Annotated in this window: 12 protein-coding genes; 7 read left to right on the top strand and 5 right to left on the bottom strand. The window is 69.0% G+C overall.

What is annotated here, in order from left to right:
• The first annotated feature begins 15 nt into the window (after positions 1 to 15).
• The 5 genes from QQY66_RS31545 (at position 16) to QQY66_RS31525 (ending at position 4,839) form a co-directional block, all read left to right on the top strand.
• Positions 16 to 945, top strand: a complete 930-nt coding sequence (locus QQY66_RS31545; RefSeq protein ID WP_301983697.1) for an SPFH domain-containing protein — start codon at positions 16 to 18, stop codon at positions 943 to 945.
• Positions 942 to 1,196, top strand: coding sequence for a hypothetical protein (locus tag QQY66_RS31540; RefSeq protein WP_301983696.1), 255 nt, complete (start codon positions 942 to 944; stop codon positions 1,194 to 1,196). The genes QQY66_RS31545 and QQY66_RS31540 overlap by 4 nt, the downstream gene beginning before the upstream one ends.
• A gap of 105 nt (positions 1,197 to 1,301) precedes the next feature.
• A complete protein-coding gene (locus QQY66_RS31535) occupies positions 1,302 to 1,826 on the top strand; it encodes a PadR family transcriptional regulator (protein ID WP_301983695.1) in 525 nt (174 codons plus the stop codon).
• A complete protein-coding gene (locus QQY66_RS31530; RefSeq protein ID WP_301983694.1) occupies positions 1,823 to 2,509 on the top strand; it encodes an ABC transporter ATP-binding protein in 687 nt (228 codons plus the stop codon). The genes QQY66_RS31535 and QQY66_RS31530 overlap by 4 nt, the downstream gene beginning before the upstream one ends.
• Positions 2,506 to 4,839, top strand: coding sequence for an ABC transporter permease (locus QQY66_RS31525; RefSeq protein ID WP_301983693.1), 2,334 nt, complete (start codon positions 2,506 to 2,508; stop codon positions 4,837 to 4,839). Before QQY66_RS31530 ends, QQY66_RS31525 begins: the two co-directional genes overlap by 4 nt.
• Before the next feature lie 585 nt (positions 4,840 to 5,424).
• Here the strand turns inward: QQY66_RS31525 and QQY66_RS31520 are convergent.
• Positions 5,425 to 6,417, bottom strand: coding sequence for a LysR substrate-binding domain-containing protein (locus QQY66_RS31520; protein ID WP_301987561.1), 993 nt, complete (start codon positions 6,415 to 6,417; stop codon positions 5,425 to 5,427).
• A gap of 88 nt (positions 6,418 to 6,505) precedes the next feature.
• On the opposite strand from QQY66_RS31520, the gene QQY66_RS31515 reads away from it, so the two are divergent.
• Together QQY66_RS31515 and QQY66_RS31510 are read left to right on the top strand one after the other, a co-directional pair.
• Entirely contained in the window at positions 6,506 to 7,060 is a 555-nt protein-coding gene (locus tag QQY66_RS31515; protein ID WP_301983692.1) for a peroxiredoxin, read from the top strand.
• A 5-nt stretch (positions 7,061 to 7,065) separates the two neighbouring features.
• Complete coding sequence (locus tag QQY66_RS31510; RefSeq protein WP_301983691.1) at positions 7,066 to 7,599, top strand: alkyl hydroperoxide reductase; 534 nt, start codon at positions 7,066 to 7,068, stop codon at positions 7,597 to 7,599.
• Positions 7,600 to 7,653: 54 nt separating this feature from the next.
• Here the strand turns inward: QQY66_RS31510 and QQY66_RS31505 are convergent, their stop codons facing one another.
• The 4 genes from QQY66_RS31505 to QQY66_RS31490 all read right to left on the bottom strand — a co-directional run bounded on the left by QQY66_RS31505 (position 7,654) and on the right by QQY66_RS31490 (position 12,698).
• Positions 7,654 to 9,006: an AI-2E family transporter gene (locus QQY66_RS31505; protein ID WP_301983690.1), complete on the bottom strand. Its 1,353-nt coding sequence runs from the start codon at positions 9,004 to 9,006 to the stop codon at positions 7,654 to 7,656.
• Positions 9,007 to 9,148: 142 nt separating this feature from the next.
• Complete coding sequence (locus QQY66_RS31500) at positions 9,149 to 9,844, bottom strand: transglycosylase SLT domain-containing protein (RefSeq protein WP_301983689.1); 696 nt, start codon at positions 9,842 to 9,844, stop codon at positions 9,149 to 9,151.
• Positions 9,845 to 10,272: 428 nt separating this feature from the next.
• Positions 10,273 to 11,598, bottom strand: coding sequence for a PhoH family protein (locus tag QQY66_RS31495; protein WP_301983688.1), 1,326 nt, complete (start codon positions 11,596 to 11,598; stop codon positions 10,273 to 10,275).
• A gap of 326 nt (positions 11,599 to 11,924) precedes the next feature.
• Positions 11,925 to 12,698 carry an isoprenyl transferase gene (locus tag QQY66_RS31490; protein ID WP_301983687.1) on the bottom strand — a complete coding sequence of 258 codons (774 nt, stop codon included), beginning with the start codon at positions 12,696 to 12,698 and terminating at the stop codon, positions 11,925 to 11,927.
• Between the last annotated feature and the right edge of the window lie 515 nt (positions 12,699 to 13,213).

Below are 13,213 nucleotides of genomic sequence, written 5' to 3'. Positions count from 1 at the left end.
ACCGGGGGAACACCCATGACCACGCACGACACCGCACCCGACCTCCCCGAGATGCCCGAACCGCGCGTTCGCGAATTCGCCGCGCACAGCATCGGCGGCGGGCTCGCGCTGCTGCTCGGTCTGGTCGGGCTGCTGGGCGGGATCGGGCTGATCGCGGCCGCGACGGCGGTCTCCGGGACCGGCGGCAAGGCCGCGCTGATCGTCGGCGGCATCCTCGTCGCCATCGCCGCGTTCTTCGCGATGTGCGGGCTGAACATGGTGGCGCCGGGCCAGGCCCGGGTGGTCCAGCTCTTCGGGCGGTACCGGGGGACGATCCGGCAGGACGGGCTGCGCTGGGTGAACCCGCTGACCTCACGCACCAAGATCTCGACCCGGGTACGCAACCACGAGACCGCGGTCCTGAAGGTCAACGACGCCTACGGCAACCCGATCGAGCTCGCCGCGGTCGTCGTATGGAAGGTGCAGGACACCGCCCAGGCCACCTTCGAGGTCGACGACTTCCTCGAGTTCGTCTCCACGCAGACCGAGGCAGCCGTCCGGCACATCGCCATCGAGTACCCCTACGACGCCCATGACGAGGAAGGGCTGTCGCTGCGCGGCAACGCCGAGGAGATCACCGAGAAGCTCGCGGTCGAGCTGCACGCGCGCGTGGAGGCGGCCGGCGTCCAGATCATCGAGTCCCGCTTCACGCACCTCGCCTACGCGCCCGAGATCGCCTCGGCGATGCTCCAGCGGCAGCAGGCGGGCGCGGTCGTCGCCGCGCGGCGGCAGATCGTGGACGGGGCGGTCGGGATGGTCGAGGCGGCGCTCGCCCGGATCACCGAGCAGGACATCGTGGAGCTGGACTCGGAGCGGAAGGCGGCGATGGTGTCCAACCTGATGGTGGTGCTGTGCGGGGACCGCTCGGTGCAGCCGGTACTCAACACGGGGACCCTTTACCAGTGACGGATTCTTCTGAGGCCTCCTCGGGGCAAGAGGCTTCCTCACAGAAGCGGCGGCCGCAGCAGCGCAAGCAGGTGCTGCTGCGGCTGGACCCGTCGGTGTACGAGGCGCTGGCGCGGTGGGCCGGGGACGAGCTGCGGTCGGCCAATGCGCAGATCGAGTTCCTGCTGCGGAAGGCGCTGGCGGAGACGGGCCGGCTCCCGGGCGAGGCACGTCCGATTCCGCGTCGTGGACGTCCGCCCTCGCAGCAGTAGCAGAACCGTGACAATCGCGTCTCACCTGCACCGTCGTACGCCCCGCGCCGCCCTACACACTCGACGTATACACCTGGGGTATACGCACTGTGTACAGTCCTCCTCATGTCCATCGGTCACACCCTCCTGGGGCTCCTGGAGTCCGGTCCGCGTCACGGTTACGACCTGAAGCGGGCCTTCGACGAGAAGTTCGGTCACGACCGGCCGCTGCACTACGGCCAGGTCTACTCGACGATGTCCCGGCTGCTGAAGAACGGGCTCGTCGAAGTCGACGGGATCGAGCCCGGCGGCGGTCCGGAACGCAAGCGGTACGCGATCACCGAGGCCGGTATCACCGACGTACAGCAATGGCTGGCGACGCCGGAGAAGCCGGAGCCGTATCTGCAGTCGACCCTGTACACCAAGGTCGTTCTCGCGCTGATGACGCACCGGAACGCCGCCGACATCCTCGACACCCAGCGTTCCGAGCATCTGCGGATGATGCGGATCCTCACCGATCGCAAGCGCAAGGGCGATCTCGCGGACCAGCTGATCTGCGACCACGCCCTGTTCCATCTCGAGGCCGATCTGCGCTGGCTGGAGCTGACCGCCGCGCGTCTGGACAAGCTCGCCGAGGCGGTGACCCGATGACCCCCGCAGGCTCCCTGCTCGTCGCGACCGATCTGCGCAAGGCGTACGGTCCGACCACGGCGCTCGACGGCGCCGAGTTCTCCATCCACCCCGGCGAGGTCGTCGCCGTCATGGGCCCCTCGGGCTCCGGAAAGTCGACCCTGCTGCACTGCCTCGCGGGCATCGTGCCGCCCGACGCCGGGTCGATCCTCTACAACGGCCGTGAGATGGCCACCATGAGCGACGCCGAGCGCAGTGCGCTGCGGCGGAGCGAGTTCGGGTTCGTGTTCCAGTTCGGCCAGTTGGTGCCGGAGTTGACCTGCGTCGAGAACGTCGCCCTGCCGCTGCGGCTCAACGGGACGAGCCGCAAGGAGGCCGAGAAGGCCGCTCTGTCCTGGATGGAGCGGCTGGAGGTCGACGAACTGCGCAAGAAGCGCCCCGGCGAGGTGTCCGGCGGTCAGGGGCAGCGGGTCGCCGTCGCCCGCGCGCTGGTGACCAACCCGCGCGTGCTGTTCGCCGACGAGCCGACCGGCGCGCTGGACTCGCTCAACGGCGAGCGGGTGATGGATCTGCTCACGGACGCCGCCCGGTCCACCAACGCCGCCGTCGTGCTGGTCACGCACGAGGCCCGGGTGGCCGCGTACTCGGACCGCGAGATCGTCGTACGGGACGGCAAGTCCCGGGACATGGAGCGCGTCGTATGAACGTGCGGCAGTGGACGAGGGACCTGGGCATGGGGGTCCGGTTCGCGTTCGCCGGGGGGCGCGAGGGCTGGGTCCGGGTCCTGCTGACAGGCGTCGGTGTCGGGCTCGGGGTGGCGCTGTTGCTGCTGACGACGGCGCTGCCGAGCGCGCTGGACGCCCGGCACGGCCGGGAGGCCGCCCGGTCGGACATCAACTACGGCAGGACGGAAATACCGAAGGCGGACGACACCCTGCTGGTCGTGGCCAGCGGTACGACCTTCCGCGACAAGGGCGTCCGCGGGCGGGACGTGCAGCCCGAGGGTCCGAAGGCGCCGCTGCCGCCGGGCGTCGAGAAGCTCCCGGCGGTCGGCGAGATGGTGGTCTCCCCCGCGCTGAAGAAGCTGCTCGGCTCCGACGAGGGGAAGCTGCTGCGGGAGCGGTTGCCGCAGAAGATCGTCGGAACCATCGGGGACAGCGGGCTGATCGGCCCCACCGAACTCGCCTTCTACCGGGGCGGCGAGGACCTCGCGGCACAGCTGACCAACGGCGGGGCGGTGCGGATCGAGAAGTTCGGGCAGCAGAGCTCGGACTCGGAGCCGCTGGACCCCGTCCTGCTCCTGCTGATCCTCGTCGTCTTCGTGGTGCTGCTGATGCCGGTCGGGGTGTTCATCGCCGCGGCCGTACGGTTCGGCGGCGAACGGCGGGACCGGCGGCTCGCCGCACTGCGGCTGGTCGGCTCCGACAGCCGGATGACCAAGCGGGTGGCGGCGGGCGAGGCGCTCGCGGGGGCCGCCCTCGGGCTGGTCCTCGGCACGGGCTTTTTCCTGATCGGCCGTGAGATCGCGGGCAGCATGGAAGTGTTCGGCGTCAGCGTCTTCCCGAGCTACCTCAACCCCTCGCCCGCGCTGGCCCTGCTGGTCGCGCTCCTCGTGCCGGCGGCAGCGGTGCTGGTCACGCTGCTCGCGCTGCGGGGAGTCGTCATCGAGCCGCTGGGTGTCGTCCGTACGGCGAAACCCGCGCGGCGCCGGCTGTGGTGGCGGCTGCTGCTGCCGCTGGCCGGGCTGGCGATGCTCTACCCGATGATCGGCCAGGGCCGCGACGGCGGGGACTTCAACCAGTACCTCGTCATCGGCGGTGTGATGCTGCTGCTCGTCGGCGTGACCGCGCTGCTGCCGTGGATCGTCGAGACGGTCGTCGGCAAGCTCGGCTCAGGCGGCATCGCCTGGCAACTGGCCGTGCGCAGGCTCCAGTTGAGCAGCGGCACGGCGGCCCGCATGGTCAACGGCATCGCGGTCGCGGTGGCCGGAGCGATTGCGCTGCAGATGCTGTTCGCCGGCGTCGAGGACGACTACACCGAGCCGACGGGCAAGGACGTCACCCGGGCGCAGATGCAGGTGAACCTGCCGGACGGGGTGCCCCTCGCGCAGTCCGCGGCGAAGTTCCGGGACACCGACGGGGTGCGCAAGGTCTACGCGTACGACGAGGGATTCGTCAGCGAGAAGCCCATGGACGCCGCGTTCAACTCCCAGGTGACCGTGGGCGACTGCGCCGCGCTGCGCGAGGTGACGCGACTGCCCTCGTGCCGTGACGGAGACGTGTTCGCCGTACAGGGCGCCGAGGAGGACGCGAACACGGAGGCGCTGGCGAAGCCCGGCCGCACGGTGTACTTCGACTCGGGGTACTCGGACGGGCCCAAGGCCACGCCGCTCCCCTGGACCCTGCCGTCGACGATGAAGAAGGCTCAGGCGCGCGTCGACATGACCGGTTGGGAGCGAGGCGGCTTCATGGTCACCCCCAAGGCGCTGCCCGCGGGGGCCGTGCCCGGCATGAACGGCCAGATCTACCTCAACCTCGACGAGTCCGTGCCGGACGTATATGACCTGGTCCGGAACACGGCGGCCACGTTCGACCCGATCAACGAGCCGATGATGTGGTTCTCCACCGAGCGCTCCGACCGCTACGACTCCATCCGCACAGGCCTGTTCGTCGGCGCCGCCTGTGTCCTGGCGCTGATCGGCGCGAGCCTGCTGGTGTCGCAGCTGGAGCAGTTGCGGGAGCGCAAGAAGCTGCTGTCGTCGCTGGTCGCCTTCGGCACCCGGCGGCGCACGCTGAGCCTGTCGGTGCTGTGGCAGACGGCGATCCCGATCGCCCTCGGCCTGCTGCTGGCCTCGGTGGTCGGCCTCACGCTGGGCGCGGTGCTGCTCAAGATGTCGAGCGCCGCGATCACCGTGGACTGGGCGAGCGTGCTGATGATGACCGGCGCCGGCGCGGCGGTCGTCGTCGCCGTCACCCTGCTCAGCCTGCCGCCACTGCTGCGGCTGATGCGGCCGGACGGGCTGCGCACGGAGTAGCTCAGTCCCCCTGGTTCAACACCCGTACGGGAAACGGCCGCAGCGCCTCACGGAACGCTGCGGCCGATCCCCATACCCCGTCGCGCCACACCCGCCCCACCATGGCCATCGCTGACGCAGCCGGACAGGACTACACACCGAGTGACCTCAATCGTCGCCCGCCACCACCCGAACGGGAAACGGCCACACCGCCCCACAGAGCGCTCCGGCCGATCCCCATACCCCCTCGCGCCACACCCGCCCCACCATGGCCATCGCTGACGCAGCCGGACAGGACTACACACCGAGTGACCTCAATCGTCGCCCGCCACCACCCGAACGGGAAACGGCCACACCGCCCCACAGAGCGCTCCGGCCGATCCCCATACCCCCTCGCGCCACACCCGCCCCACCATGGCCATCGCTGACGCAGCCGGACAGGACTACACACCGAGTGACCTCAATCGTCGCCCGCCACCACCCGAACGGGAAACGGCCACACCGCCCCACAGAGCGCTCCGGCCGATCCCCATACCCCCTCGCGCCACACCCGCCCCACCATGGCCATCGCTGACGCAGCCGGACAGGACTACACACCGAGTGACCTCAATCGTCGCCCGCCACCACCCGAACGGGAAGCGGCCGCAGCGCCTCACGGAGCGCTGCGGCCAGCTCGTCGTATTCGGCCCCGCGCGCCGCGCCGGCGCGCATGGCGAGGGCGATCCGGCGGGTCGGCGCGGGCTCGGCGAAGTAGCCGGTCAGGAGCTGGTTGCTGCGGGTCGTCTCGACCTTGACGGCGGTACGCGGCAGCAGCGTCACACCGAGCCCGCCCGCGACGAGCTGCACGAGCGTGGACAGCCCGGCGGCCGTGGTCGTCACCGGCGCGTCCGCCCGCCCCGCTTCCCGGCAGATGTCGAGCGCCTGGTCGCGCAGACAGTGCCCCTCGTCGAGCAGCAGGAGGTTGAGTTCGCGCAGTACCTCACGCGAGATGCCCGCCCGGCCGCCGAGCGCGTGATCGAGCGGCGTGACGAGCACGAAGTCCTCGTCGAACAGCGGGAGTTCGGCGACACCCGGCACCCCGAGGGGCACGGCGAGCAGCAGCAGATCGAGCCGTCCGCCGGTGAGGCCCTCGATCAGGTTCGCGGTCTGCTCCTCGTGCACCTGGAGGTCGAGGTCCGGATACCGATCGTGGATCAGCCGCAGCACGGTCGGCAGGACGTACGGCGCAACGGTCGGGATGACGCCGAGGCGCAGCACCCCGGTGAACGGGGCCCGGACCGCCTCCGCCTCCTCCAGCAGCGCCGACACCTCCTCCAGTACCGCCCGCGCGCGTACGGCGAGACGCTCGCCGGCGGGCGACAGCAGCACCTTGCGGGTCGTCCGCTCCAGCAGCGTCACGCCGAGGGTCTCCTCCAGCGCGGAGACCGCGCCGGACAGGGCGGGCTGGCTCATGCCGATCGCGGCGGCGGCATCCCGGAAGTGGAGGTGGTCGGCGACGGCGGCGAAGGCGCGCAGCTGGGCGAGGCTGGGCTGTCTCCTCTTACTCACGGTCACTGATAACCGCCTCCGATCAACTCGACCCAGTGTAGCTATTTCCATAATCAATGCAGCATGTGTAAGCATCGAGCACGCCCAACCCATGGGAAACGCCTACACAATGGGCGTTTCCTCGCTGCAAGGAGAGCTAGTGCTCACTGTCGGTGACAAGTTCCCCGAGTTCGAACTGACCGCCTGTGTCTCGCTGGAGACGGGCAAGGAGTTCGAGACGATCAACCACAAGACCTACGAGGGCAAGTGGAAGATCGTGTTCGCCTGGCCGAAGGACTTCACCTTCGTCTGCCCGACCGAGATCGCGGCCTTCGGCAAGCTGAACGAGGAGTTCGCCGACCGCGACGCGCAGGTCCTCGGCTTCTCCGGTGACTCGGAGTTCGTCCACCACGCCTGGCGCAAGGACCACGTCGACCTGCGTGACCTGCCGTTCCCGATGATGGCCGACTCCAAGCACGAGCTGATGCGCGACCTCGGCATCAAGGGCGAGGACGGCTTCGCCCAGCGCGCGGTCTTCATCGTCGACCAGAACAACGAGATCCAGTTCTCCATGGTGACCGCCGGCTCCGTCGGCCGTAACCCCAAGGAGGTCCTGCGGGTCCTGGACGCCCTGCAGACCGACGAGCTGTGCCCGTGCAACTGGAGCAAGGGCGACGAGACGCTGGACCCGGTCGAGCTGCTGGCCGGAGAGTGACGGACATGTCCCTCGACACCCTCAAGTCCGCCATACCGGACTACGCCAAGGACCTGAAGCTCAACCTGGGCTCGGTCATCGGCAATTCGGACCTCCCCACTCAGCAGCTCTGGGGCACCGTCCTGGCGACGGCCATCGCCTCGCGCTCCCCGATCGTCCTGCGTGAGCTGGCGCCCGAGGCGAAGGCGAACCTCTCGCCGGAGGCGTACACGGCGGCCAAGTCCGCCGCCGCGGTCATGGCGATGAACAACGTCTTCTACCGCACCCGCCATCTGCTCTCCGACCACGAGTACGGCACCCTGCGCGCCGGCCTCCGGATGAACGTCATCGGCAACCCCGGTGTCGACAAGGCCGACTTCGAGCTGTGGTCCTTCGCCGTCTCCGCCATCAACGGCTGCGGCATGTGCCTCGACTCCCACGAGCAGGTTCTGCGCAAAGCGGGCGTGGACCGCGAGGTGATCCAGGAAGCCTTCAAGATCGCCTCGGTGATCCAGGCGGTCGGCGTGACGCTGGACGCTGAAGCGGTGCTCTCCGAGTAACACCCGGCTGTCGGGGCCCCGTTCACCTGAGTGGTGAGCGGGGCCCTTCCGGTTCTACGACTGCTGCGGCGGCGTGTCCGTGGGCTGCACCGGCGCCACATCCACCGCGGTGGCTCCCCGGGGACGCGGAGAGTGCCGTAGAGCGGCCTCCTGGGAGTACGCCTTCAGATAGCTGCCGACCGTGTTCGCCACCGCCACCAGCGGCACCGCGACGATCGCACCACCGATGCCTGCGACCAGGCCGCCCGCCGCCACCGACAGCACCACGGCCAGCGGATGGACCCGGACCGCCCGCCCGAGGATGAACGGCTGCAGGATGTGACCCTCGATCTGCTGGACCGCGAGCACGACCACCAGTGTCATCACCGCGGTGAAGACGCCCTGGGTCACCAGCGCCACCACGACCGCCAGGGCGCCCGAGGCCACCGCGCCCACCAGCGGGATGAAGGAGAACAGGAAGATGAAGACGGCCAGCGGGACGGCCATCGGCACGTCCAGGAAATATATGCCGATGCCGATGAAGACGGCGTCGATCAGGGCCACCAGCACCGTGCCGCGGACGTACGCCGTGAGCGTCCGCCATGCGCGCGGGCCGGCCCCGGCGACACCGGGACGGGCGGCAGCCGGAACGAGCTTCAGCGACCACTCCCAGATGCGCTTGCCGTCGTAGAGGAGGAACAGCGTCGAGAAGGCCGCCAGCAGTATGCCGGTGAGCGCCTCGACGATGACCGTCACGCCCTCCAGGCCCGCGGAGGTGATCTCGTCGGTGTTGGCGCCGATCGCCTCGCGCAGGTTCTCGGCGATGTCGTTGATCTGCTTGTCGGTGACATGGAACGGGCTGTTGAGCAGCCAGTTGCGCAGCTCGTCGATGCCGTCCTGGACCTGGTCGGAGAGGTTGTCGATGTTCTCCATGACCTGCCAGGTCACGAACCAGCCGATGAGCCCCATCACGACGAAACCGAGGATCGCGGTGAGCGCGGTGGCGATGCCGCGCGGTACGCCGTACCGCCGCAGCCGGGTCACCGCGGGCTCCAGCAGCGCGGTGATCAGCAGCGCGGCCACGAAGGACAGCACGACGAGCTGGACGGCGCTGATGACCCGCATCAGCACCCAGAGCGTTCCCGCCAGGACCAACAGCCGCCAGCCGGCCTCGGCGGCGACCCGTACCCCCCAGGGCACGGCGAGCGCGGGATCGGGACGGTCGGGGCGGGTGGCGACCTCAGGGGGGTAGTCGGGCGGCGGCGGGACCTTCTCCGGGGTCTTCTTGGGCGGCTTGTCGGCAGCGACCGGCACGGACACCGGCCCGACTTCGGCCCGCTCCACCTCGGCGCGGCGCTCGTCCAACCGCTCTCCCATTTCGGTCAGTCCGGCACCCAGCCGACTGAGCCACCCTGGTACTCGCGACATGATCCGTCCCTTGCCCCCGTCTGTCCCCACCACTCCCCCCGGAGTCGTCCGGTCCGACCGTACATGGCCTGGCTGCCGAGAGCCGAAAGCCCCTCACCGAAGGACGGTGAGGGGCTCGGAAAGGTTGAGCGAACAGAAGGGCTCAGTACCAGTTGTTGGCCTGCCAGAAAGCCCACGCGTCGCACGGGCTGCCGTAGCGGTCGTTCATGTAGCTGAGGCCCCACTTGATCTGCGTGGCCGGGTTGGTCTGCCAGTCGGAGCCGGCGGACGACATCTTGGAGCCGGGCAGCGCCTGGAAGAGGCCGTAGGCACCGGAGGAGGCGTTGACGGCCTGGTAGTTCCAGCTGGACTCGTGGTCCACGATGTTGCTGAAGCACTGGAACTGGTCGCTCGCCACCATCGACTGCGCCATCGACTGGATCTCAGAGATGGAGTACGAGCTCTGGGTGGGGAAGTCGGAGGCGTCACGCGAGGCGCTGCGGCTCGCGGCCTCTTCCGCCTCTGCGCGCTCCTTGGCCTCCTGCGCCGCCTTCTCGGCGGCTTCCTTCTTCTCGACCGCGGACTGGGCGGCGGCCTTGCGGGCAGCCTCCTCGGCGTCCTTCTTGGCGGTCGCGTCCGCGGCGATGGCCTGGGTCTCGGCCTGCTGAGTGAGGGACGCGGTCTGGACCTGGGCCTGCTGGCCCGCGGGTATGTCCGCGAGCAGCGTCAGGTCGGCTGCCGCGGCTTCGGCGTCGTTGTTCTGTGCGGTGCTGCCCGAGGCAACGCCGACGACACTTCCGACAGCGGTGACCGCGGTGGCCGAGGCCACTGCGAATCCCCGGACCGAAATCCGGCTCACACGGTTTCCTTCCAGCATCGCCCGCTTCGGTGACCCTGGCGGACGCAATCGTGCCCCTGAACACTGGCCTCCCAACTGCGGGGTCACGGGAGGCACGGGCCCGGTGGGCAACTCCCGCGAGGGGAGCGCCGCGTGGTACTCGGGCGGCATACGACGTCGACTATGGAGTTGGCTGGTGTTGCTGTGGTGCCGTACCGCTGGGGGTACAGGTGTGTCGTATGCGGGGCCTGACAGGAATGAGACTCTGCCGCAACCGGACGCCGGGTGGCAATTCCGAGTTGCGTGTGAAAGCTCACATCCCGTTTGACCCAGCGGATTCTGAGAAACCGCAACACGCGAAGGCGCCGCCCAACTAGGCTCTGAGCCTTTGTTGGGCGGCGCCAACTGCCAAGTAACCGGCCCTAATTGGGCATCGGTCGGCAGACCTCTCAGATCGCCCCGTCTTCGAGCATTTCGGTCACAAGCGCAGCGATCTGGGACCTCTCGGACCGCGTGAGCGTGACATGCGCGAAGAGCGGGTGCCCCTTCAGCTTCTCGACGACGGCGACGACACCGTCGTACCGGCCGACGCGCAGATTGTCCCGCTGGGCCACGTCATGGGTGAGAACCACCCGCGAATTGGCGCCGATTCGGGACAGAACGGTCAGCAGTACGTTCCGCTCGAGGGACTGCGCCTCGTCCACGATCACGAACGCGTCGTGCAGCGAGCGTCCGCGGATGTGAGTGAGCGGCAGGACCTCCAGCATCCCGCGCGCACTGACCTCCTCTATGACCTCGCGGCTGGTGACCGCGGACAGCGTGTCGAAGACCGCCTGAGCCCAGGGGCTCATCTTCTCGGCCTCGGAGCCCGGCAGATAGCCGAGCTCCTGCCCGCCCACCGCGTACAGCGGACGGAAGACCATGATCTTCTCGTGCTGACGGCGCTCCAGGACCGCTTCCAGACCCGCGCACAGCGCCAGCGCCGACTTACCGGTGCCGGCCCGGCCGCCCATCGAGACGATCCCGACGTCCGGGTCGAGGAGCAGATCCAGCGCGATCCGCTGCTCCGCGCTCCTGCCCTTGACGCCGAACACCTCACGATCCCCGCGCACCAGCCGGACGTTGCCCTCGGGCGTCATCCGCCCCAGCGCATTGCCGCGCTCGGACTGGATGGTCAGACCGGTGTGCACGGGCAGGCCGGACGCCTCGGGGACATAGACCGTCCCCTCCTCGAAGAGGATGTCCACCTGCTCGCCGGGCAGGGTCAGTTCGGACATTCCGGTCCAGCCGGAGGCGTCCGTGATGGCGAGTTCGGCGCGGTACTCCTCGGCGAGCAGACCGACCGAGGACGCCTTGATCCTGAGCGGGAGGTCCTTGGACACGACGGTGACGTCGAACCCCTCGGCCTGCAGATTGCGGGCAACCGCGAGGATGCGGGAGTCGTTGTCCCCCAGGCGGTAGCCGGTCGGCAGAACGCTGGGGTCCGAGTGGTTGAGCTCGACACGGACGGTGCCGCCGAGGTCCCCGATCGGGATGGGCGCATCAAGACGGCCGTACCGCACCCGGAAGTCGTCCAGCAGGCGCAGCGCCTGCCGGGCGAAGTACCCGAGTTCGGGATGGTGCCGTTTGGCCTCCAACTCCGTCACCACGACGATCGGCAGCACGACTTCGTGCTCGTCGAAGCGGTTCAGGGCGTTCGGGTCGGCCAGCAGGACGCTGGTGTCGAGAACATAAGTGCGCCGGTCGGGCTTGCGGCGCTTTGTGCTGGTCACCACGGAAGGACGTACCCCCTCGGAAGAGGTCGGGGAGCGACGGAGAGGAGCTGGACCGGTCGACGGCCGCATTGCACGGGCCGAGAACCGGCCCTCCGCTGCTTCGTCCGCGCGGTGAACGCACGATCGGGCTGGTGCAAAGGGCCTCCCGGGCGGACGGCCCCGTGCCGTCCGCTGAGATCCGACACCCGTGGTTCGGGTGTCGACCTGTCTGGTCTTATGCCCTCGAACGTGCGATGCCATGCCACGGCATATGACGGCGCGCTGGTGAACTCTTTGTTACTTCCGCCCCAGAGAGGGTGACTTTTACCTCGTGCGGGTACGGCGGTTCAGCCACCGTAACGGCGGTGGCGCGCCGCGTAGTCGCGCAGGGCGCGCAGGAAGTCGACCTTGCGGAAGGCCGGCCAGAAGACCTCACAGAAGTAGTACTCGGAGTGGGCCGTCTGCCAGAGCATGAATCCGGACAGCCGCTGCTCGCCGCTGGTGCGGATGACGAGGTCCGGGTCGGGCTGGTCGCCGGTGTAGAGATGCCGGCCGATGGTCTCGACGTCGACGGTGTCGGCCAGCTTCTCCAGCGAGATGCCCTTGTCGGAGGCCTCCAGCAGCATCGAGCGCACCGCGTCGGCGATCTCCTGGCGGCCGCCGTAGCCGATGGCGACGTTGACGACTATGCCGTCGACGCCGGCCGTGGTCTCCTCGGCTTCCTTGAGGGTGGTCTGCATCTGCTGCGGCAGCAGATCGAGCGTGCCGACGTGGTGGACACGCCAGCGGCCGTCGGTGCCGAGGGTCCGTACCACGTCCTCGATGATGCCGAGGAGCGGGACGAGTTCCTCCTGCGGGCGGTCGAAGTTGTCCGTCGACAGCAGCCAGAGGGTGACGACCTCGACATCCGTCTCGGAGCACCAGCCGAGGAATTCCTCGATCTTCTCCGCGCCGGCCCGGTGACCGTGCACGGTGGTGGAGCCCGCTGCCTTTGCCCAGCGTCGGTTGCCGTCCATGATGACGCCGATGTGCTTGGGCACCTGAGCGTGGTCCAGGTGGCCTTCCACCCGGCGTGCGTACAGCCTGACGAGCAGGCTGCGCAGCTTGTCGCGCAGGTTCACGTGATTGTCAGCCCCTCCGTGCGGATGCGGTCCCCGCGGAGCGAGGGTACCGCCGTGAGGGTTGAGGCTGTATTTCGGGTGCGGGTTGGGGGTGGCTGGTCGCGCAGTCCCCGCGCCCCTTTGGGGCGCGTTCAGTGGACGCCCGTCTTGAAGGCCACGCCCAACACATAAAAAACGGGCCGGTCCGTGGGGGGAGACGGACCGGCCCGAGGGGGGGTTTCCACCATAACCCTTTGTAAGTGATGCTGGGTGCATCGGCGTGCCACAACTACTCTCCGGAGTCGGGTGACGACGGCACGATGGCCGCAAATGGCCTCGTTCCGGGCGGGCTCATGGCCGGATTGCAGCGATGTGGACGACTCGGCGATTCGCCGCCCGTCCCCCGGGCGGGCGACCCCGTCAGCGAACGTCCGCTTGACGGTGAACGGTACCGCGCAGCCCCCTCCTCTGCGCGGTACCGGCCGCGCAGCTTTGCTGGCGCGAATTACCTTGGTCTGAACTTACGCGAAGCGTTG

This window comes from Streptomyces sp. DG2A-72 (assembly GCF_030499575.1).
GTDB lineage: Bacteria > Actinomycetota > Actinomycetes > Streptomycetales > Streptomycetaceae > Streptomyces.
This window is presented reverse-complemented; position numbering and strand designations above follow the sequence as displayed.

Bases quoted from the DNA above. Each gene is read 5' to 3' on its own strand.
- QQY66_RS31505 (WP_301983690.1), bottom strand. From the start codon at position 9,006: ATGTCGCGAGTACCAGGGTGGCTCAGTCGGCTGGGTGCCGGACTGACC.
- QQY66_RS31545 (WP_301983697.1), top strand. From the start codon at position 16: ATGACCACGCACGACACCGCACCCGACCTCCCCGAGATGCCCGAACCG.
- QQY66_RS31520 (WP_301987561.1), bottom strand. From the start codon at position 6,417: ATGGAAATAGCTACACTGGGTCGAGTTGATCGGAGGCGGTTATCAGTG.
- QQY66_RS31530 (WP_301983694.1), top strand. From the start codon at position 1,823: ATGACCCCCGCAGGCTCCCTGCTCGTCGCGACCGATCTGCGCAAGGCG.
- QQY66_RS31525 (WP_301983693.1), top strand. From the start codon at position 2,506: ATGAACGTGCGGCAGTGGACGAGGGACCTGGGCATGGGGGTCCGGTTC.
- QQY66_RS31535 (WP_301983695.1), top strand. From the start codon at position 1,302: ATGTCCATCGGTCACACCCTCCTGGGGCTCCTGGAGTCCGGTCCGCGT.
- QQY66_RS31510 (WP_301983691.1), top strand. From the start codon at position 7,066: ATGTCCCTCGACACCCTCAAGTCCGCCATACCGGACTACGCCAAGGAC.